The 20281-nt window shown below is 43.5% G+C and carries 18 protein-coding genes; 11 read left to right on the top strand and 7 right to left on the bottom strand.

Annotated elements, in window-relative coordinates; all coding sequences use genetic code 11:
• Window positions 1-133: 133 nt before the first annotated feature.
• A complete protein-coding gene (locus DRZ93_RS07560) occupies window positions 134-358 on the bottom strand; it encodes a hypothetical protein (RefSeq protein ID WP_113744099.1) in 225 nt (74 codons plus the stop codon).
• A 274-nt stretch (window positions 359-632) separates the two neighbouring features.
• Between DRZ93_RS07560 and DRZ93_RS07555 the strand changes: the two genes are divergently transcribed.
• From DRZ93_RS07555 to DRZ93_RS07530, 6 genes are all read left to right on the top strand, one after another.
• On the top strand, window positions 633-2312 hold the full coding sequence (locus DRZ93_RS07555) for an IS1634 family transposase (protein ID WP_113746246.1): 1680 nt from the start codon (window positions 633-635) through the stop codon (window positions 2310-2312).
• A 268-nt stretch (window positions 2313-2580) separates the two neighbouring features.
• Window positions 2581-3207, top strand: coding sequence for a nucleotide exchange factor GrpE (grpE, locus tag DRZ93_RS07550; RefSeq protein ID WP_113744102.1), 627 nt, complete (start codon window positions 2581-2583; stop codon window positions 3205-3207).
• A 97-nt stretch (window positions 3208-3304) separates the two neighbouring features.
• Window positions 3305-5239: a molecular chaperone DnaK gene (dnaK, locus tag DRZ93_RS07545; RefSeq protein ID WP_113744103.1), complete on the top strand. Its 1935-nt coding sequence runs from the start codon at window positions 3305-3307 to the stop codon at window positions 5237-5239.
• A 65-nt stretch (window positions 5240-5304) separates the two neighbouring features.
• A complete protein-coding gene (dnaJ, locus tag DRZ93_RS07540; RefSeq protein ID WP_113744104.1) occupies window positions 5305-6507 on the top strand; it encodes a molecular chaperone DnaJ in 1203 nt (400 codons plus the stop codon).
• A 125-nt stretch (window positions 6508-6632) separates the two neighbouring features.
• Window positions 6633-7121 carry a transcription elongation factor GreA gene (greA, locus tag DRZ93_RS07535; protein WP_113744105.1) on the top strand — a complete coding sequence of 163 codons (489 nt, stop codon included), beginning with the start codon at window positions 6633-6635 and terminating at the stop codon, window positions 7119-7121.
• A 121-nt stretch (window positions 7122-7242) separates the two neighbouring features.
• Window positions 7243-7563, top strand: a complete 321-nt coding sequence (locus DRZ93_RS07530) for a 7(1) septoil knot domain-containing protein (protein WP_113746245.1) — start codon at window positions 7243-7245, stop codon at window positions 7561-7563.
• Window positions 7564-7608: 45 nt separating this feature from the next.
• Here the strand turns inward: DRZ93_RS07530 and yhbY are convergent, their stop codons facing one another.
• Entirely contained in the window at window positions 7609-7899 is a 291-nt protein-coding gene (gene yhbY / locus DRZ93_RS07525) for a ribosome assembly RNA-binding protein YhbY (protein WP_113744107.1), read from the bottom strand.
• A gap of 131 nt (window positions 7900-8030) precedes the next feature.
• Between yhbY and rlmE the strand changes: the two genes are divergently transcribed.
• From rlmE to secG, 5 genes are all read left to right on the top strand, one after another.
• Complete coding sequence (gene rlmE / locus DRZ93_RS07520; protein WP_113744108.1) at window positions 8031-8708, top strand: 23S rRNA (uridine(2552)-2'-O)-methyltransferase RlmE; 678 nt, start codon at window positions 8031-8033, stop codon at window positions 8706-8708.
• 12 nt (window positions 8709-8720) lie between these two features.
• Window positions 8721-10733 carry an ATP-dependent zinc metalloprotease FtsH gene (gene ftsH, locus DRZ93_RS07515; protein ID WP_113746244.1) on the top strand — a complete coding sequence of 671 codons (2013 nt, stop codon included), beginning with the start codon at window positions 8721-8723 and terminating at the stop codon, window positions 10731-10733.
• Window positions 10734-10758: 25 nt separating this feature from the next.
• The gene (locus DRZ93_RS07510; protein WP_113746243.1) at window positions 10759-11604 is read left to right on the top strand and encodes a dihydropteroate synthase; all 846 of its coding nucleotides are present in this window, start codon (window positions 10759-10761) and stop codon (window positions 11602-11604) included.
• Between the two features lie 2 nt (window positions 11605-11606).
• The gene (gene glmM, locus DRZ93_RS07505) at window positions 11607-12950 is read left to right on the top strand and encodes a phosphoglucosamine mutase (protein ID WP_113744111.1); all 1344 of its coding nucleotides are present in this window, start codon (window positions 11607-11609) and stop codon (window positions 12948-12950) included.
• Between the two features lie 66 nt (window positions 12951-13016).
• On the top strand, window positions 13017-13391 hold the full coding sequence (gene secG, locus DRZ93_RS07500; RefSeq protein WP_113744112.1) for a preprotein translocase subunit SecG: 375 nt from the start codon (window positions 13017-13019) through the stop codon (window positions 13389-13391).
• A 55-nt stretch (window positions 13392-13446) separates the two neighbouring features.
• Here the strand turns inward: secG and DRZ93_RS07495 are convergent, their stop codons facing one another.
• The 5 genes from DRZ93_RS07495 to tpiA form a co-directional block, all read right to left on the bottom strand.
• Complete coding sequence (locus DRZ93_RS07495) at window positions 13447-15510, bottom strand: TraI domain-containing protein (protein ID WP_113746242.1); 2064 nt, start codon at window positions 15508-15510, stop codon at window positions 13447-13449.
• Window positions 15503-16054 carry a hypothetical protein gene (locus DRZ93_RS07490; protein WP_113746241.1) on the bottom strand — a complete coding sequence of 184 codons (552 nt, stop codon included), beginning with the start codon at window positions 16052-16054 and terminating at the stop codon, window positions 15503-15505. Before DRZ93_RS07490 ends, DRZ93_RS07495 begins: the two co-directional genes overlap by 8 nt.
• A 10-nt stretch (window positions 16055-16064) precedes the next feature.
• Window positions 16065-18089 (bottom strand): type IV secretion system DNA-binding domain-containing protein, encoded by a 2025-nt coding sequence (locus DRZ93_RS07485; protein WP_113746240.1) that lies wholly within the window; start codon window positions 18087-18089, stop codon window positions 16065-16067.
• A 216-nt stretch (window positions 18090-18305) separates the two neighbouring features.
• Window positions 18306-19271 (bottom strand): 6-phosphofructokinase, encoded by a 966-nt coding sequence (gene pfkA, locus DRZ93_RS07480; protein ID WP_113744120.1) that lies wholly within the window; start codon window positions 19269-19271, stop codon window positions 18306-18308.
• Between the two features lie 20 nt (window positions 19272-19291).
• Window positions 19292-20056, bottom strand: coding sequence for a triose-phosphate isomerase (gene tpiA / locus DRZ93_RS07475; RefSeq protein WP_113744121.1), 765 nt, complete (start codon window positions 20054-20056; stop codon window positions 19292-19294).
• Between the last annotated feature and the right edge of the window lie 225 nt (window positions 20057-20281).

Raw genomic sequence — 20281 nt, 5'->3', positions numbered from 1 at the left:
TTTTGTTTGATTTAGTAGGCCATTATAAAACATAGGGCGCCATCTGACAAAATTCACATGTCCTGATAATCATTAAGACTTTAAATTAAAAGTCAGTCTTGCCCATAGCACCACTGTGTCTTTCTTTTAGCCTCTAATCGTCCTTGAGGTTTAATTTATCATCAGATTCTTTGGTGTTTTGTTTTTTGAGTTTTTCAATCTGAGTTTTTAGATCATCAATATCACTGCCAAGTTTGACTATAGCCTCTTTTATCATGGCCAGATCTGATGGCTGCGCACTTTGATCTTTTCTGCCCATAAGCACACGATAGAGTAAAAAGATAACGGCTAAAAGCAGCAAAGGTGTAATGATATGCATAAAGCCCCCTAAAATATCAAGGTACCATGTTTGTAAATAGTAGGATAAAAGCCCTATTGAGACTAAATGCAGTTTAATTTAAAAAGCTAGACGTGTCACATGATATATATAACCTAGATCCTAGATTTTTTTGTATGGCACCATATATGGTGCCATTTTCTTCTCTGTCTAAAAATTATATCTCTTTGTTTTATCGAAACAAATATAAAATTTGTAGATTTAGTGCTTGTTTTATGGTGCCATACAACTATGTTTAATAGTATGGTGTCAATCAATGCTTTACACATCAGTTAATTTTGCCATTCCTGATAATCCCAGGTATGAGAGAATGAAAGTCCATAACGGCAGTGTGTATCTTTACTATAGGGTCAAATCATTTCACGAGAATGGTAAAAAGAAAAATGAAAGATTTATTGTTGGCAAGGTGTTTAAGGATGCTCAAACAGGGCTTGATTATTTTTGCCCTAATGATAACTACTACTCAAAAATCTTAAAGTCAGATCCACCAGCAACAGCTACTACAGCTGTAAAGGGCATAAAGAAATCTAAAAAGACTGTTGCCACGTACTCAGAGTGTAAAGATGAGATGGGGTTTGGCTATATGCTTGCCTGTCACTCTATTATCCATGAGCTTCAGCTGGATGAGATTTTATCTGACAGCTTTGGCTGCTTAAGTCAGGATATTATTGCTGTAAGCGCGTTCCTTGCCTCTGGGGCGCCAGGTGGTCTTAGTAATATTGATCACTTTACTCAGAATAATTTTTGTTTTACCTCCAAAATAATAACATCTGAGTCACTCAGCCAATTATACAAAGACATTTCACAGTCAATGTGCAATGATTTTTTTCGCAGCTGGATCAGAAAGTGCTGTCAGAATGATTATATCTGCTATGACGTAACATCAGTATCAAGCTACTCAGACAACCTGCCTTTTGTTGAATGGGGCTACAATAGAGATAAAGAGCGCATGCCTCAATTTAATATAGGCATGTTCTGTACCGTTAAAAGCAAGGTACCTGTATATTACAGCCCTTACAACGGCAGCATAAACGACTATAGCAACCTTCCATATGTAATTAATAAAGCAAGAGGTGTAGGACTTGAGCCTGATGCTGACAAAAAAGTTACTTTGGTCATGGACGGAGGTTTTGCTATTCCAGATGTTATCCTTAAGGCCTCAGATATGGGCTTTAAATTATTAATAGGTGCACCTCAGGACTTTGGGGTTAAAATCAAGGAGCATCTTAGTGAGTGGGTAACAAATGGATTTCTTGAGGACTCTATATTACGTAGAAATGATGAGGCTATTCGATATAAAGAAAAGGAAATAACTATAGGCAGATTGCGTACCCGTCTTATGATGTTTAAATCTCCTCTTTCAGGTCTAGATCAGGAAAAAAGTTTAAACAGCATTATTAATCAGATGGAAGTTGAACTGCAAGATAAGAATAAGATTATCAAGGGCAAGCATAAATATGCCCCTTTTTTTCATATTACCACCAACGAAAATAACACATTTACATACACCTTCGATAAACATGAGCATGCTAAAACTCTTGCCTTATGCGGATGCTTTGCACTTTTGTGCACTAATACTGAGCTTAGTTGTGAAGAGGCACTAGATCTTTATCGCTCCAAGGATTGTGTTGAAAAGGCATTTGCAGTGCTAAAAAATGATATTTTGGATGAAAGAATAAGGACCAAGTCGATTGAAAGCACCAATGGCAAGATGTTTTTAGCCTTTATAGGTCTTATTATCAGGCGCACTCTAGAAGACAAATTAAGACGCTATTTAAATAAAAGCAGAATTAGCCTAGATAGTGCAATAAACAGGCTGTCATATATTAGATGTATTAAGGAAGATGAAAAATGGCTTTTATCTAATTGTCTGACCAAGGTGCAAAGGGAGCTAGTCGATATTTTAGGACTACCTGTTAGCGGGCTTGGACATTAATATAGACGCCAGTAGCCATCTGTCAGAGTAGCTCCTTTTACTTGAGCCTATCATCATTTTATATTTTGATGGGTAAAACCACCTATACCCTAAAATATACGGTACAATACAAAAAATTCTAGGATATAGGATATAACATATTGAAAATTTGGCTTTTTATCTGTACCTGATATGCTTTTTTTAAAAAATAGGGGCTTTTTACTTGAATTATTAAGATGCTATCCCCATATATGATTTATGTGAATAAACACCAAAGTGGAATTTAATAATGAGCGATTTAGAACAAAGACAGACAGAGCAGAATGTATGCTCTATGAATGAGGCGGAAAATACAGCCTGTGAGTGTGAAAAAGACTGTGAGTGTGCCATGCACGAGGGCAGTGACTGTCAGGATGAGGCTGTCTCAGAGAATGATCTTGTTTTAGAGTGTGAAACACTGCGCGGTCAGATTAAGATTCTAGAGGCCAGTGCTCAAAAAGACAAAGAGACAATGCTACGTGCCATAGCCGAGGCTGAAAATGCCAGAAAGCGTGCCGAGGCAGATGTGGAGCGTGAGCGCAAGTTTGCCATGGAGAAATTTGTCAAAGGCATTATTCCTGTAATAGATGCTCTTGACAAGGCTTTAGAGCTCTCTGACAGAAATGATCCTGCCACCAAGGCCACCATTGATGGCGTTGAGGCTACATTAAACCTTTTAATCAAGGAATTATCAGCCTTTGGTGTTGAGATTATAAATCCTGTAGGTGATGCTTTTGATCCTAATTTCCATCAGGCAATTTCCATGGTGCCAAGTGCCGAGGTCCCAGCCAACCACATTGTGGCTGTAATGCAAAAGGGTGTAGTGCTGCATGGCAGAGTGGTCAGAGCCGCAACTGTAATAGTGGCCAGAGCCTAAAGATAAAAAAATTAATAAATTAACTTGAAAATAAAAAATTTAACTCCATGTGAGTAGTAACAAAGTTAAAAAAGAATTCATATAAGGGAGATTTAAAATGGGTAAGATTATTGGTATTGATTTAGGTACAACCAACTCATGCGTTGCTGTACTTGACGGTGACAAGGTTCGTGTTCTTGAAAACTCAGAAGGTCGTCGTACCACTCCTTCTATTGTTGCCTATACTGAAGATGGCGAAATTTTAGTAGGTGATGCCGCCAAGAGACAGGCAGTTACCAATCCAAAAAATACACTGTTTGCTATCAAGCGTCTTATAGGTCGTCGTTATGACGATGCTGAGGTTCAGCGCGATCTTGGCATTATGCCATTTAAGATTGTTAAGGCTGACAACGGTGATGCCTGGGTAGAGGTTAAGGATAAGAATCTGGCTCCACCACAGATCTCAGCTGAAGTTTTAAAGAAGATGAAGAAAACTGCTGAGGACATTTTAGGTGAGGAGGTTACAGAAGCAGTTATTACCTGCCCTGCATACTTTAATGACTCACAGCGTCAGGCTACCAAGGATGCCGGCCGTATTGCAGGTTTAGAGGTTAAGCGTATTATCAACGAGCCTACAGCTGCATCTATTGCCTATGGTGAGGACAAGGCCAAAGGTGAGCAGAAGATTGCTGTATATGACCTGGGCGGCGGTACCTTTGATATCTCAATTATTGATATTGATGAGCTTGATGGCGAGAAGACCTTTGAGGTTTTAGCCACCAACGGTGACACCCACTTAGGTGGTGAGGACTTTGATAACCGTATCATCAACTACTTAGTTGACGAGTTCAAGGCTGAGCAGGGTGTTGATCTGCGTCAGGATCAGCTGGCTCTGCAGAGATTAAAAGAGGCTGCCGAGAAGGCCAAGTGTGAGCTTTCATCATCATCTCAGACTGATGTAAACCTCCCATATATTACAGCTGATGCCACAGGTCCTAAGCACATGAACATCAAGATGACACGTGCCAAGCTTGAGTCATTAGTTGAGGATCTGGTACAGAAGACTCTTGAGCCTGTCAAGACAGCTATCAATGATGCAGGTCTTAGCGTATCTGAGATTGATGACGTTATCCTCGTTGGCGGTCAGACCCGTATGCCAATGGTTCAGAAGCTTGTTGCAGAGTTCTTTGGCAAGGAGCCACGCAAGGATGTAAACCCAGATGAGGCTGTAGCCATGGGTGCTGCCATTCAGGGTGGCGTGCTCTCAGGCGCCAAGAAGGACGTGCTGCTGCTTGACGTAACTCCACTGTCACTTGGTATTGAGACCTTAGGCGGCGTGATGACTACTCTGATTGAGAAGAACACCACAATTCCTACCAAGAAGTCACAGGTCTTCTCAACTGCCGAGGACAATCAGCCTGCTGTAACCATTCACGTACTGCAGGGTGAGAGAAAGAGAGCATCTGACAACAAGTCATTAGGTCAGTTCAACCTTGAGGGTATCTCTCCTGCACCTCGTGGCATTCCACAGATTGAGGTATCATTTGATATCGACGCTGATGGTCTGATTCACGTATCTGCCAAGGACAAGAACACTGGCAAAGAGCAGAAGATCACCATTCAGTCATCATCAGGTCTGTCAGATGAAGACATTCAGAGAATGGTACGTGAGGCTGAAGAGCACAGTGCCGAGGACAAGAAGTTTGAGGAACTGGCTCAGGCCAGAAACCGCGCTGACGGTACTGTACATGCTATGCGCAAGCAGTTATCCGAGGCCGGTGCCGCAGTTGCAGCCTCTGACAAGGAGCGTGTAGAGAAGGCTTTAGCTGAACTTGAGCTTGCCATCCGCGGTGATGACAAGGATAAGATTGAGTCAGCCGAGAAGGCAGTGCTTGAGGCAGGTCAGGCTTTAATGCAGGCTGCTCAGGCCCAGGCTCAGGCTTCACAGGCTAACTCTGGTGCCCAGGCTGATGCCCAGCAGGGTGCACAGAACAAGGCAGATGACGGTGTAGTTGATGCCGAGTTTGAAGAAGTTAAAGACGACAAGAAATAATAGATAAAAGTAAGTAGTAGTATAAAAGGTAGGTCTGTGACCTACCTTTGAAGTTTGAGGGTATTATGGCAAAGCGTGATTATTATGAGGTGTTAGGAGTAGCCAAGGATGCTGATGAGGCTACCATCAAGCGTGCCTTTAAGAAAATGGCTATCAAGTATCACCCTGATCACAATAAAGATCCTGATGCAGGTGAAAAGTTCCGTGAGATCAATGAAGCCTATCAGGTGCTCTCTGATGCACAAAAACGTGCTGCCTATGATCAGTTTGGCTTTGATGGTGTCAACGGTCAGCAGGCTGGAGGCAATCCATTTGGAGATGGCGGCTTTGGCGATATCTTCGGTGATATTTTCGGCGACATTTTCGGTCAGAGCGGCGGTGGAAGACGCAGAGCAGGTCCGCAGGTTGTTCCAGGTCGTGATATGCGTATACGTATCTCCATTACTCTTGAGGAGGCAGTACGCGGCATAGAGCGCAAGATCAATCTCAAGACTCTTGTAGCCTGTGAAAAATGTCATGCCACAGGATCAAAGGACAGCTCCAAGCCAACACCATGTCCGCACTGTCACGGCACAGGTCAGATACAGATGCGCCAGGGCTTTATGGTGGTACAGAGCACCTGTCCTCACTGTCATGGCACAGGCACTGTGGTGACAAATCCATGTCCTGCCTGTCATGGTTCAGGTCGTGTGGAGAAGACCAAGACTATCAATGTGACAATTCCATCAGGTGTGGATACAGGCGACAGACTGCGTCTTGCAGGCCAGGGTGAGGCCGGACTTAACGGAGCTCCTTGTGGCGATCTGTATGTACATATTGATGTTAAACCGCATGATATCTTTGAGCGTCAGGGTAATGATCTGCACTGTGTGATACCAATTAGCTTTGTAACTGCAGCTCTTGGCGGTCAGGTAGAGGTGCCAACCTTAGATGGCAAACTCAATCTTACCATCAAGCCTGAGACTCAGACAGGTACACGCATGCGTCTTGCCGGCAAGGGTGTCAAGTCATACAACTCAAGAGAGCGCGGTAATCTTATCGTGACTATTGTAGTTGAGACTCCTGTAAACCTCTCTGATAAGCAAAAAGATCTGTTGCGTCAGTTTGAGGCTTCACTGCGCGGCGAGGAGAGTAGCAGCACTGTCAAAGGCGGCGCCAAAGACTCAGGTTCAGAGCTGATGAGTCCGCCACCAAAGGGCAATCACTCACCACTTGCAAGACAGTTCTGGGATAAGGCCAAGAAATTTATTGACGATCTCAAGAAATAAAAGGCTCTTATCACAAAGTAATAAAAATGTACTTGTAAAGTAGATGCTTTACATGTACATTTTACTTATTACAGCGCCAAAGTCCTTTGGCGTTTTATTTTTTTATAAAAAGGTAAATTTTAACTATGGAACAGACTCCAATGACAGCACGCGGCGAAATGTTGCTGCGTCAGGAATTAGAAAGATTAAAAGGTGTAGAGCGTCCTCGCATAGTTGCAGCCATAGCTGAGGCAAGAAGCCATGGCGATTTATCTGAAAATGCAGAATATGATGCAGCTAAGGAAGAGCAGGGACTGTGTGAAGCCCGCATCAAGGATATTGAATCTAAACTTGCATCTGCCAATATCATTGATGTCACCAAGTTAAAGCCTGCTGCAGGCTCACCTTTAAAGGTGGTGTTTGGCTGTACAGTGACACTGCTTAATGTAGATACTGATGAGGAGATAACCTACAAGATAGTAGGTGAGGATGAGGCTGACATTGAGGCCAATCTCATGTCCTACAAGACCCCGATTGCCAAGGGCCTTTTAGGCAAGACCATGGACGATGAAGTATGCATCAATATTCCAAAAGGTCAGGTTACATACGAGATTATTGATATTCAGTACGTATAAAAATAGATAAAGGTCAGGGCGCAAACTCTGACCTTTTTTGTCTGCACTGCATCTTTATGTAACTTAAAATATATATAAGTAAAAATATTCTTTTATACAGTTGTCTTTATTTAATATAAATATGTGCAAAGCTTTACTGTCAGCCCTAATTGTAATCCTTGCTGTAAATAATAATCCTGCCCATGCCCTGGCAGTAGATAGTAACTGCAGCAAAAATGGGGTGGCGCTTTATGGCAGGGTTAAAATTGTAGATAGCTTTGCAACTTTCAAGGTAAAAAAGGTAACGGCCTTTGCAGATCTTAAGGTTAAGTTTGTAGACTCTTTTGCCAATAAATGCGGACGCTGGCAGATAGTTGATACCTTTGAGGACTTTAGCGTTGAATTTGTAGATGCCTTTGAGGATTTTTCTATAATAGAAAGTGAGTTTCCAGGGGTCAGATAAGAGTATCAAGATCTCTAAAAGGGTATAGAGATCCTGATCTGCAATTTAGCGTGGCAGTATAAAGCGTGAGTCTTTCTTTTTCTGCCTGAAGAGTATGGCTACACGGCCTATGACCTGAATGAGCTCGGCATTTACGGCCTTGGCTGCCTGCTCGGCCTGCTCTTTACGGCCATCACCTGCGTTTAGCTTGATTTTGATGAGCTCATGATGCTCAATAGAGCTCTCAAGCTCCTTGATAACAGCCTCAGACAAACCCTCGTTTCCTGCGGTAACAACAGGGTTCAATTCATGGGCATGAGCCTTTAAAAACTGGCGCTGACGGGCATTTAATGGCATATAAGTTCCTATAGTGAAAAAAATAAGCGTTTGTGGGTATTAAAGTACACAGTCTTTATTATATTAACATGTTATTGTAATATAATATACTTTTATATTAACAAGTAATCGGAGTTTAAGTTTTCAAATCCATGCCGGCACGCAAAAGAACAGCAAGCCAGACACGCTGGCTCAAAGAGCATTTTTCTGATCCATTTGTTAAGGAGGCTCACAAGCGTGGTCTACGTTCCAGAGCAAGTTTTAAACTTGAAGAACTGCAGCAGCGAGACAGGCTTATTAAATTCGGCAATATAGTTGTTGATCTGGGAGCAGCCCCGGGTGGCTGGTCTGAATTTGCAGTCAAATGTGTAGGCGATAACGGGCGTGTTGTAGCCTGCGATATCCTTCCTATAAGACCTATACGCAATGTTGAGTTTCTGCAGGGCGACTTTCGTGAAGATGAGGTCTTCATCAAGCTCTACTCCATGATAGGCGGTGGTGCTGACGTAGTGCTCTCTGATATGGCGCCTAATATGTCAGGTACCAATGCCATAGATCAGCCGCGAGCCATGTATCTGTCAGAGCTGGCTTTGGATATGGCCCGTCGAGTGCTCAAGGTGGGCGGCAGTTTTGTAGTCAAGGTTTTTACAGGTGTAGGATCGCAGGAGTATCTTGCCGAGCTTAGAAAGGACTTTGGCTCGGTAAAAGTAAGAAAACCTGAAGCTTCGCGCGACAGATCGCGTGAGGTCTACATGGTGGCAACCGATTTTAAAGGTCACCCGCTAAACGGAGTGGCACCGAATTTTCAACAAGACGATGAAATAATCTAAGATAGGGAAAATATGGTAAAGAATATTGTTCTTTGGGTAGTAATAGCAGTAGTGCTCATGTCGCTCTTTGAGTCATTCAACTCAGGTGAGAGTCAGGGCCGTACTATGGATTACACAACATTTGTCCATGAGGTTTCTCAGGATCAGGTGCAGGAGGTCGTATTCAACGGCCAGGTGATAAATGGTGTCAAACGCAGCGGTGAGAAGTTCACTACAGTTATGCCGATTCATGACAGCGCCATTCTTGACAGCCTGCTGACCCACAACGTAAGAGCCACAGGTACCAAGCCTGAGGAGCCAAGTTTACTGTTCTCAATTCTTGTATCCTGGTTTCCTATGCTGCTGCTTATTGGTGTATGGCTGTTCTACATGCGCTCCATGCAAGGTGGATCCAAGGGTAACCCAATGTCTTTTGGCAAGAGCAAGGCCAAGCTTTTAAGTGAAAATCAGGTTAAGACCACTTTTGCCGATGTGGCTGGCTGTGATGAGGCCAAAGAGGATGTTGAGGAGCTTGTTGATTTCTTAAAGGATCCTTCAAAGTATCAGAAATTAGGCGGCCGTATTCCACGCGGTGTGCTGATGGTAGGTCCTCCTGGTACAGGTAAGACTTTGCTGGCCCGTGCCATTGCCGGCGAGGCTAAAGTTCCTTTCTTCTCTATTTCAGGTTCTGACTTTGTTGAAATGTTTGTGGGTGTAGGTGCCTCACGTGTAAGAGACATGTTTGCCACAGCCAAGAAAAATGCCCCATGTATTATTTTTATTGACGAAATTGATGCCGTAGGCCGCAAGAGAGGCATAGGCATGGGCGGTGGCCATGATGAGCGCGAGCAGACATTAAACCAGCTTCTGGTGGAAATGGACGGCTTTGAGGGGTTTGAGGCTGTAATTGTTATTGCCGCCACCAACCGCCCTGATGTTTTAGATCCTGCTCTTTTAAGACCAGGTCGTTTTGACAGACAGGTTATGGTAGGTCTGCCTGATGTGCGTGGCCGTGAGCAGATTTTAAAGGTGCATATGCGCCGTGTGCCTGTTGCCAAGGATGTTGATGCTGCAGTTTTAGCCCGTGGTACACCTGGCTTTTCAGGTGCCGAGCTTGCCAACCTAGTAAATGAGGCGGCACTTGCTGCTGCAAGAGCCAATCTGCGCAATGTTACCATGCGTGAGTTTGAGCTTGCCAAGGACAAGCTGCTCATGGGTGCCGAGCGCCGCTCTATGGCAATGAATGAGCATGAGAAGATAAATACTGCCTATCATGAGGCAGGACATACTATTGTAGGCCGTCTCGTGCCTGATCATGATCCTGTCTACAAGGTATCTATTATTCCACGTGGCAGAGCTCTAGGTGTAACCATGTATCTTCCAGAGCAGGACAGATACTCTCATTCAAAACAGTATCTTTTATCAAATATCTGCACTCTCTTTGCAGGTCGCATTGCCGAAGGTCTGATGTTTGGTGACAGCGCTGTGACTACCGGCGCCTCAAATGATATTGAAAGAGCTACAGATATTGCCCGCAAGATGGTGACACGCTGGGGTATGTCAGACAAGCTGCCTCCTATGCAGTTTGATCAGGACAGAGATGCCTCTTTATACCTTGGCGGCGGTACCACTCAGACTATGCCAATATCTGACAAGACCACTTTAATCATTGATGAGGAGGTCTCTGGCATTATCAATTCATGCTACGCCAAGGCCAAGAGCCTGCTTGAGGAGAACAAGGATATTCTTGAGGCCATGAAGGATGCACTGCTCAAGTATGAGACACTAGATGCTCTGCAGATTGATGATCTTATGGCCCGTCGTCCATGCCGTCCTCCTGTTCCTGAGAGTAGCGACAGTAAGGATGATGACAAGTCAGACAAGACAGAAAAGAGCACTGATGACAAGAGCTCTGATGACAAAAATGTCAGGGCAGATGATGACAAAGAGCCAGGCTCTGAGTCAAAAGACGCCAGGCAGGATGACAAGTCAGGTGCCAGAGATGGGGATGAAACCACTGACACTGATGATCAGGATAAAAAGTAAGCTTTAAAAAGCAAGGAGCCTGAAAGTGAAGCTATATATTGCAGAAGATACTGTGCTGCCTTTAAGCTCAACTCTGGTTATGGGTATTTTAGATATCCGATCTGATGGGGATTTAAGTCCTGAGGACTATGTGGATCAGGCCCTTTCTATGCAGGAGTCTGGTGCGCAGATGCTTGAGGTTGGTCTTATCAGCAGCTCTTCAGTACAGGATGAGAGTGATTTTCTGCTGCCTGTTATTGAAATGCTCTATACCAAAAGCTGCATGCATATAGCTGTTCACACCAGATTCCCTGAGATCATGGAAAAGGCTGTGGCACTTGGTGCACAGATGATTATAGATCCAAGTGCCCTGCGTGAAGAGGGCGCTCTTGAGACTGTAGCAAGGCTCAATGTGCCAGTCTGTCTTGTCTTTGACTGTAATAAAAGCTTTGAGTGCTCAGATGATCCTGTCTCCCATGTCTCTGAGTTTTTATATGAACGTATTGATGCCTGTCTTAATGCAGGCATCTCAAAAAAGAAAATAGTGATAGATCCATCTCTTGGTCTGTGTGCTCCTATAGAGGCCAGGTTAAAGCTCTTTGGCCGAATCAGCACCTTTGCAAGCTTTGGTCTGCCTGTGTGTATTGCAGTGCCAAGAGCTCTGCCACAGGAGGACTGCTTTATGTATGAGAATCAGTCTGTAAGCACAGCCATATCACTGTTCTTAGCCTCAAAGGGTGTACATATTATAAGAACCAAGCTGGTACAGGAAACAGTTCTGGCCTTAGATACATGGGATAGTGTGGAGCACAGCTCCAAGCCTTTCCGTCTGACCAAGGCTATAGCCAGTAAAATTCTGCGTCGTAAAACTAAAGAGCAGATAAGGACATAATTGTGAAAAGAAAATATTTTGGCACTGACGGTGTTCGCGGCAAGGTAGGTGTTTTTCCTATCACCCCTGATTTTGTAATGCGTCTTGGACAGGCAGCAGGTCGTGTGCTTTCAAAAGGCCATGGCAGCCGTGTTATTATAGGCAAGGATACAAGACTCTCAGGCTATATGCTTGAGGCTGCTCTTGAGTCTGGTTTTGCAGCATCTGGCGTATCTACAGTACTGCTAGGCCCAATGCCTACACCTGCCATTTCATATCTGACACGGGCCTTTAGAGCGGATCTTGGTGTTGTCATCTCTGCCTCACACAATCCATACTATGATAACGGCATTAAATTCTTCTCAGCAGAGGGCACCAAGCTGCCTGATGATGTAGAGCTTGAGATTGAAAAGGCTCTTGAGGAGGAAATGGTGCTGGCCGATCCGTCAAACTTTGGCAGAGCCTACAGACAGGATGATGCACCAGGCCGCTATGTTGAATTCTGCAAGAGCACCTTTGCCACCCATCTATCCCTTGACGGTCTTAAGATCGTCATAGACTGTGCCAACGGTGCCACCTATCATGTAGCTCCTCTTGTATTCAGAGAGCTTGGTGCCACAGTCATCACCATTGGCAGTAATCCAGATGGTATCAACATCAATGATGAGTGCGGCTCAACCCATCCATCAAAACTTATTGAAAAGGTATTGGCCTCAAAGGCCGACCTTGGTATTGCCTTTGACGGTGACGGCGATCGTGTCATGATGGTTGACTCTGAAGGTCATCTGCTAGACGGCGATGCTCTTTTATACATCATAGCCTGTGACAGACTGTCACAGAATAAATTACGCGGCGGTGTAGTAGGTACTTTAATGTCCAATCTAGGGCTTGAAAAGGCATTGGGACAGAAGGGCATAGAGTTTACCCGCTCTGCTGTAGGCGATCGCTATGTGATGGAGCAGCTTTTAAGCAAGGGCTGGAGACTTGGCGGTGAGAACTCAGGTCATATTATATGTCTTGATTATGTAAGCACCGGCGATGGTATTGTATCTGCTCTGCAGGTATTAAAGGCCTGTATGCGTCAGGATAAACCACTTAGCGAGCTGTTAAAGGATCTGACAATGTATCCGCAGGAGCTTATCAATCTGCGCACTGTTACAGGTTTTGATGCCTTATCTGATCACAAGGTGCAAAGTGAGGTCAAGGCAGTTGAGCACGAGCTTGGCGGTCAGGGACGTGTACTGCTGCGCAAATCTGGCACAGAGCCTGTGGTTCGCGTCATGGTTGAGGGTGAGAGCCGTGATATTGTGCACACCATGGCACAGCGTATTGCCAATGTTATAAGAACTCAGGCCGAAGGCTCATAATACTTGATTTATGGCGCAAAACTTAGTATTATGTTGCGCCATAGGTTTAATTAACCGGACATTGTTATGTACGAAATTGTTATTGTTTTATTTCTGATTGTGGCCATTGCCATGGTCGCCCTGATCCTTATACAGCAGGGCAAAGGTGCTGGTATGGGAGCCTCCTTCGGCGCCGGCGCATCAAATACAGTATTTGGCTCAGCAGGTTCAGGCGGCTTTTTAACCCGCGCTACCTGGGCTTGTGTCATTTTATTCTTCGGTATCTGCCTCTTTATTGGCTGGATGCAGAAAAATGCACATCAGACCACTGATTCATTCTCAAATCTTGAGACTGAGACAACAGCAACTCAGAGTGCAGCTCCTGAGGCTGTAACCGAAGACATTCCTGTTGTATCAGAAACTGATGCACCTACTGTTGATGATACTAACGACAAAAAATAATAAGTCTTAGTACTAAAAAGGCCCGCCATTGAACAATGAGCGGGTTTTTTATTGTCTACTCCTTCTGCTCCTTGCTCTCATGCTGCTCAATTTCATTTAAAGTCTGCTGCAGGGCATTAAAATCAATAACCACCTCAGGTTTTTCCTGTACAGGTTCACTGTCATCTATATTGTGATCCTCTGTGGTATCATTATGTGTATCTTTAGTGCTTTTACCTGCTTTATTGTCTGCACCTGCCTTACTGTCAGATGCATCTGTCATGTTTACAGCCTCTGCAGCTATAGCTGTGGCAGCAGCATTATCCGCACTGTTTTGTGTATTAGCTGCCATATCACCATCTAAAACTGCGCATTTTTTGCTGCGTCTGCCAATCTTTTTAACCTCAGTGTCAGCATCAGCTGTTGTTACAGCTTTAGCCCTGCCTTTTCTTGCAGGGGCAACTTTAATATTATCCTCATTATCGCTCTTATCTTGTGTATCTGATACTGCAGCTTTTCTGCGTGTACGGACCTTTTTAACAGAAATGTCTTTTTTATCTGTATTCTGACTGCTCAAAGCTGTATTGTCCAAAGAGCTCTGCTCTGTGCCATCTTGTACCATATCTGCAGGCATTAAACTGTCTGTCTCTGTCTCACTTTGTAAAAGCTCAAGCTCTCTTTGTATATCAATGACAGAGAGCTTTTTAGCCTGAGTCACCATAGATGAAACAGCACTCATTTTTCTTTTGTAGCGTCTCTTGCTGGCATTGGTCATATCCTTTTCATACTGCAGATAGCTTTGCTCTAAGGAGAGGTATTTGACCTCAATATTGGCCATGACACTCTCATCAAGATAGTAGGGCAGAGCTGAGCGGTTTTTAACACAGATTATTTCAGGCTCACGTCCCTCTTTATCGTTAAAGTAGGCTAAAAGGGATGCAATTTGCGGATCCTTGCTCTCTAGCATGTGACAGTCAAGGCTGTAGAGATCATCTGTATCAGTTACAAACATTATGCCTTTGACAAAGACAGTGCAGTCATAAAGATCCAGGCGATGATAGGCAATAACCCTGGCAGTGCCATACATTTTTAACAAGCCTGCCTTGCGCATAACATTGACAGGTGTCTGCAGTATGATGTCATCATCCTTAAAATTACAGCCAGAGCTATGCTCATGCACAAGCATAAGCAGATCTAAAAATGGCTGTGAGCAGGCCGCAAAGAGCACACCCTGTGTTGTTACAAAGATCTGCGCCTCAAGAGAGTTTATCTCATAGCTCAAAGATTTGATAAGATTTATAACACACATGCGCAGATAGCTTTTAAAAGACATAGCCGGTTTTAAAAACTGCAGATTGTAAGTGCTGTGATTTTGTCTTACAGCGCTTCTGTCGCAGATGGCAATGGCATTGTGATAGATATTGGTGCTGTCAAAACTCAAAAGCTCAATAGGATCATGACCGCAAGAGAGCAGAGGGATTAAATTATCAAGGCGCATTAAGAGCAGTGAGGAGATGATGGCTTTTAGCTGCACATTATCATGGCAGCGGCCTCTTTTATCCTTAAAGACAACTCTTATATAGCTGCTCTCTTTAAGATACTGTTTTAAAAACAGATCTAATGTGGCTGTATAAAAGTTATAGCACTTATCATCTGCATAAATATCCATATCAGTGACAATTTTAGTAAAGTCATGGAGCATGGCAAGAATCAAAAGCGCTCTTTCATCATAAAAAAGATTGTCATAAGATCTGCGGCGCAGCACAAAGGTATTGTCAGTATGATAAAACTCAAGGGCTAATGATGCCACATACAGTGAATGCCTGAAAAGACCGGCGCTGTCACTGTCATGACAGCCCTGTGAGGCTGGCACAATTGACATATGATCGGCAAAAAAATGCAAAATAGGGTAGATGCGCTCGGCAAATGCCTCCTTATCAAGAGTTGAAAATCTCTCATAGATGGCATCTATAAGATCTGCATTTTCCTGCAATATACTCAAAGTATCAGTATAGGCAAAAAATCTGATATTATCCGTATCATGCAGTAAAGGCAGTTTTTGTTCTCTGGTGACTGCCTGTGGTTGTTCCTCTGTGTCTTTAGAGTTTTTACAAAAGATTTTTTGTATAAAATTATGCATCTGAGCTAAGTCCCATCAGATAGTAGTATTTGTTGACAATAATATAAATGGCAAAAAGCATAAGGCTGATGCCAAGCAGGGCATGACAGATTAAAGGCTGTATACACAATATAAAAAAGATAAGGCTTATAAGAGGGCCGTGCATACGTGCAATGCGCATTTTCTGCTCGGCAATATGCTTTAACTCATAGGTTTTTTTATAGTAGCCAAGAGAGGACATACAAAAGATAAAAAAGCCTAAAAGCTGCAATTTGAGATAATAAAAAGGCATTAAAAAGCGCACAATAATAAGATCGTCAAGTGCATCAAGATTTACATAGCCAAGGTATTTATCAAGGCTGTGCGTATCTACAAAGGCACCAACGCTTTTGTAGGTTGCAAGCATAAGATCTTTATCATAATAGTAAAGCTGCTGCTCACTCTCGTGTATTACAGCCATAGAGAAAAGATGATTTACATCAAAGGCTGAAATACAGATAAAGATAAGACTCAAGAGCAGGGCCGTTGCTGATGTACGCATTAAAAGCATTATGGATTTTTGCATATATAAATCCTTAGTGTGCAATAGATAAAGGCAGTATGCCCTTGACTACCTGTGAGCCTGCAAGCTTTGCAAAAAACTCAAGATCGGGCAGATTCATTAAAAGCTGCTCATTGACAAGTGAGCTTTCATGCAAACTTACAGAGCGTGTAGTGGCTGTTGATACATTAAGGCTGTCAGAGTTTGAGTAGCTGTTTGACGTTGAGATCTTGCTGATGGTGGTGACAGGCATGCGCGAGCAGATAACAGAGGCTGTATGACTGTCAAGCACTCTAAGTGAGATTATGGTATTGCAGTTGGCTATAATCTGATGTGCAGCAGCCTCAGAGCCTGCTCTTTTGACCAGATCATCAAAAGACTGTGTGGCAACCGTAAGGGCAAAGTTGGCACCGCGGGCTTTGTTTAAAAGCTGTACTAATGGCTCATCTGCTATCTCAGAGGCCTCATCTACATAGATACTGACTCTGTCCCCTGTGACGCCTCGTGCATAAATATCGCCGGCACAGTGTGACAGCTCACTTAAGATAAGACGGCCAAGATAGGAGCCTAATGTGGCATTTGACAGACTGTAAAGCGGTACATACAAAACTTTTTTCTTATCAATAATCTCACGCAGGCCTGTAAGTATGGCTCTGTCTGATGAGAGCAGCTGATACAAAGAGCCTGCGCACAGGGCATTGAGCACTGGATGGACAATTGCCGTCATTTTAAGATAATAGGCTCTGTCATAAAGTGCCATGCTCTTTATGGTAAAAAAGGCAGGATCATGCTGTATATAGCCCTTGCTTACCATATAGGAGTAAATCTTTTCAAGATTGTCAGGGCTTATGGGACAAATGGCGCTTTTGAGCTTGGGTACACTGCCAAGGCGTCTGAAAAACTCAGTGACATCGGTTTTATCAAGACTCTGCACTGTCTTTTTTACAAAGTCATAGAGGCACTTTGCATAATTGTCATGATTGACAATAGTCTCTCTTATGGCATCTATGGTTATAGCCTGTCCGTTAAAGCGCAGACAGCCGACACCTGCAGCTAAGGCCTGAAAGGCTGCACTTTTAAAACTCTCGGCAGATCCGCTGCCACCTAAAAGGGAAGCTATTCTCTGTGCTATGGCTGTATCTGTGGCTGTGGCTGAGAGGGGATTTAAGGAGCATGATGTACTGTGATGCATATAATCTAACTCAAGAAAATCACCTGCTCTGCCACATAGGGAGCAGGCTGTGTCCAATGTATTGCGCAGATCCCTGTCGCCCTTTGGATCAAGGACAATTACACATTCACCGCGCTCTATAGCCTGAAAGCACAGCAGATCATAAAAGCGCGTCTTGCCAGAGCCTGTAGTGCCAAAAATAAGAGTATGGGTTGATAGATCAGAACTTGCAAAACACAAAGACTTATAATTATCCACATCAAGAGCATGAATAAGGGCAAGACCATGGGCCTTTGACTGTTGCGCCTCACTTAAGGAGCGATAGGAGGCACGCAGATGGGCAGTATTCCAGATAAAACCGCTGCCAAGAAACACAAGGCTCTTATCAATAAAATCCTTTGCAAAGCTATGCTCTTTAAGGTACAGGTGCGATCTGATATTTACAGGTCTGATGCTATCCTTATGTTTATGGTTATAGTTTTTACCTATAAGAGTGCATGTTCTATCTGATCTTAGGCAGTGGCTGGCAATTAAAGGTGCCCTGCTATAAGGCAGATTTTTGGGCTCTGCACCACTTTGTTCTTTAAAATCCCGGATATGCCTTTTTAGATATTTGAGCTTTTTATCAAAGATAAAGGCTGAAAAGTTTAGTCTGTCAACAGCCTCAAGTGCGTGCATTTTCCTGTGGGCAATCAGGATCTTTAGTGCATGCACATAGGGAAAGGGGATAAGGCAGATACCTGCGATAAAAGGGAGTATAAGAGCACCTGTACTTATATCTGATGCAAAGATTAAAACAAAGCCAATAAGTATAAGTACAAAGTGTTTTATAAGATAGTCACCTGTAAGGCTGTGCACGTACAGAAGATTGATTTTTTTTATAAACATATAAAAGTCAGGCACGTATTTAAAACGTGCCTTTCTAGCCTGGGAAATGATTATGAACGTGCGCCTAGTGTAGAAAATATGTGAGCTTTTTTCTAAAAGCTTTTATCAAAATGCTGTTATTTTTTAAAATTGACTTTTAAGATATGGAAATTAAAGAGATTTTTAAAATAAAAAAATGGCTCCGTATGGAGCCACTTTATGCAAAAGGATTAAAGCTTAGCTTAAAGTGTAGGCTAGATTGAAGGCATCTTCACTAAACTTATGCTTCATGGTATCAATACACTCAATAATGTCATGGTGTACGAGCTCGCCGTTCTTGATACCAATGCAGCGGCCTGAGTGACCCTGATGCAGAACTTCAACAGCATAAGCGCCCATACGGCTGGCAAGCACACGATCAGCTGCAGAAGGAGCACCGCCACGCTGAATGTGGCCAATAACAGTGGCTCTGGTTGAAAGACCGGTCAGAACCTCAATCTCACGGGCCATCAGATGCACATCAGTCTGATTCTCACAAACTACAATAATGGCATGTCTCTTGCCCTGATCGATGCTGTTCTTGATTGAAGAGTAAACCTCTTCCTTGGTCCATTTCTTCTCTGGCACGAGCACAGCTTCCACACCGCAGGAGATGGCGGCTGCAATAGCAATATCACCACAGTATCTGCCCATAACCTCAACTACAGAAATTCTCTTGTGTGAGGTACAGGTGTCACGCAGATTGTCAATACACCATACAGCAGTGTTAAGAGCAGTATCAAAACCAATGGTAGTATCGGTTCCGGCTACGTCGTTATCAATAGAACCTGGCATACTTACTGTAGGATAGCCAAGCTCTGAGAGGTATTTGGCACCCATGTAGGAGCCGTCACCGCCTATAACTACAAGAGCGTCGATGGCATGCTTTTTCATGACATCAATACACTCTATGCGTGTCTTCTCCTCGCGGAAGGCAGGGAAACGTGCTGTACCTAGGAAGGTACCACCGCGGTTTAAAAGATTGGATACACTCTTGCGGGTTAAAGGAATGATCTTTTCCTTGTGCAGTCCTGAGTAACCATCCTGAATACCGCAGACTTCATATCCATAGTCAAGGGCTGTACGTACCACGGCACGTATTGCCGCATTCATACCTGGGGCATCACCACCTGAGGTTAGGACGCCGATTTTTTTAATAGCCATAAAGAGTCCTGAATTTTAAATTAAGCGTTATCTACAGCAGCCTTGATAATAGCAGCAAAATCAGCAGCCTTGAGAGAAGCACCGCCAACTAAACCGCCGTCGATGTCCTTCTGACTGAACAGATCAGGAGCAGTCTTGGCATTGCATGAACCACCGTAAAGAATACGTACGCCGGCAGCAACCTCAGCATCAAATGAAGCTAAGTACTCACGGATATCCTGATGAACCTTCTGAGCGATCTCAGGAGTTGCAGTCTTGCCGGTGCCGATAGCCCAGATTGGCTCATAGGCAATAACAGCCTTTTCAAATGACTTGATACCGCACAGATCGATAACAGCCTTTAGCTCCTCACGTACTACATCCATAGTACGGCCGGCATCAAAATCTGCCTCGCTCTCGCCTACACATAAAACAGGAATCAGACCATTTTCCTGAGCGGCCTTGTATTTTTGTGCTACATACTCTGATGATTCCTTGTGATAGTCGCGACGCTCTGAGTGGCCGACAATAGCGTAGGTACAGCCAAACTCACGCAGCATGACAGGTGAATTCTCGCCGGTGAATGCACCCTGAGTGTGGATATCACAATCCTCAGAACCCCACTGCAGTTTGGAAGAAGATGCAAGCTGCTCTACCATGCCGATAAATACGGCAGGAGCGCAAACGGCCACCTCTGCCTTTGGAGCTGCTTCATTAGCAGGCTGCAGAAGATCATTAACAAGAGCTGTTACAGAATCTTTCGTACCATTTAGCTTCCAGTTTCCCATAACAAGAGGTGTTCTCATGATAGCTTATCCTCACTTAAAATATTTAAAAAAGTAATACACTTATTCTACAAGATATAAAAGGTATTTTACATCTTTATTTGTGCTTTTTGTAAACGTTTTCATGCTTTTGCAGGATAGGGAGCAAAAATCAACAAAACATTAAAAAACAAAGCAAATCAATCATATTATAAAACAAGCAACTTTGGGATAAAAAATTGCATTTATTATATTATTTATTGAATT

It is taken from the genome of Anaerobiospirillum thomasii (assembly GCF_900445255.1).
Classification (GTDB): domain Bacteria; phylum Pseudomonadota; class Gammaproteobacteria; order Enterobacterales; family Succinivibrionaceae; genus Anaerobiospirillum_A; species Anaerobiospirillum_A thomasii.
The sequence above is the reverse complement of the archived record's forward strand: the minus strand, read 5'-3'. Positions and strand labels throughout refer to the sequence as shown.

Coding starts and splice junctions, on each gene's coding strand:
- DRZ93_RS07560 (WP_113744099.1), bottom strand. CDS start 358: ATGCATATCATTACACCTTTGCTGCTTTTAGCCGTTATCTTTTTACTC.
- DRZ93_RS07555 (WP_113746246.1), top strand. CDS start 633: ATGCTTTACACATCAGTTAATTTTGCCATTCCTGATAATCCCAGGTAT.
- grpE (WP_113744102.1), top strand. CDS start 2,581: ATGAGCGATTTAGAACAAAGACAGACAGAGCAGAATGTATGCTCTATG.
- dnaK (WP_113744103.1), top strand. CDS start 3,305: ATGGGTAAGATTATTGGTATTGATTTAGGTACAACCAACTCATGCGTT.
- dnaJ (WP_113744104.1), top strand. CDS start 5,305: ATGGCAAAGCGTGATTATTATGAGGTGTTAGGAGTAGCCAAGGATGCT.
- greA (WP_113744105.1), top strand. CDS start 6,633: ATGGAACAGACTCCAATGACAGCACGCGGCGAAATGTTGCTGCGTCAG.
- DRZ93_RS07530 (WP_113746245.1), top strand. CDS start 7,243: ATGTGCAAAGCTTTACTGTCAGCCCTAATTGTAATCCTTGCTGTAAAT.
- yhbY (WP_113744107.1), bottom strand. CDS start 7,899: ATGCCATTAAATGCCCGTCAGCGCCAGTTTTTAAAGGCTCATGCCCAT.
- rlmE (WP_113744108.1), top strand. CDS start 8,031: ATGCCGGCACGCAAAAGAACAGCAAGCCAGACACGCTGGCTCAAAGAG.
- ftsH (WP_113746244.1), top strand. CDS start 8,721: ATGGTAAAGAATATTGTTCTTTGGGTAGTAATAGCAGTAGTGCTCATG.
- secG (WP_113744112.1), top strand. CDS start 13,017: ATGTACGAAATTGTTATTGTTTTATTTCTGATTGTGGCCATTGCCATG.
- DRZ93_RS07495 (WP_113746242.1), bottom strand. CDS start 15,510: ATGCATAATTTTATACAAAAAATCTTTTGTAAAAACTCTAAAGACACA.
- DRZ93_RS07490 (WP_113746241.1), bottom strand. CDS start 16,054: ATGCAAAAATCCATAATGCTTTTAATGCGTACATCAGCAACGGCCCTG.
- DRZ93_RS07485 (WP_113746240.1), bottom strand. CDS start 18,089: ATGTTTATAAAAAAAATCAATCTTCTGTACGTGCACAGCCTTACAGGT.
- pfkA (WP_113744120.1), bottom strand. CDS start 19,271: ATGGCTATTAAAAAAATCGGCGTCCTAACCTCAGGTGGTGATGCCCCA.
- tpiA (WP_113744121.1), bottom strand. CDS start 20,056: ATGAGAACACCTCTTGTTATGGGAAACTGGAAGCTAAATGGTACGAAA.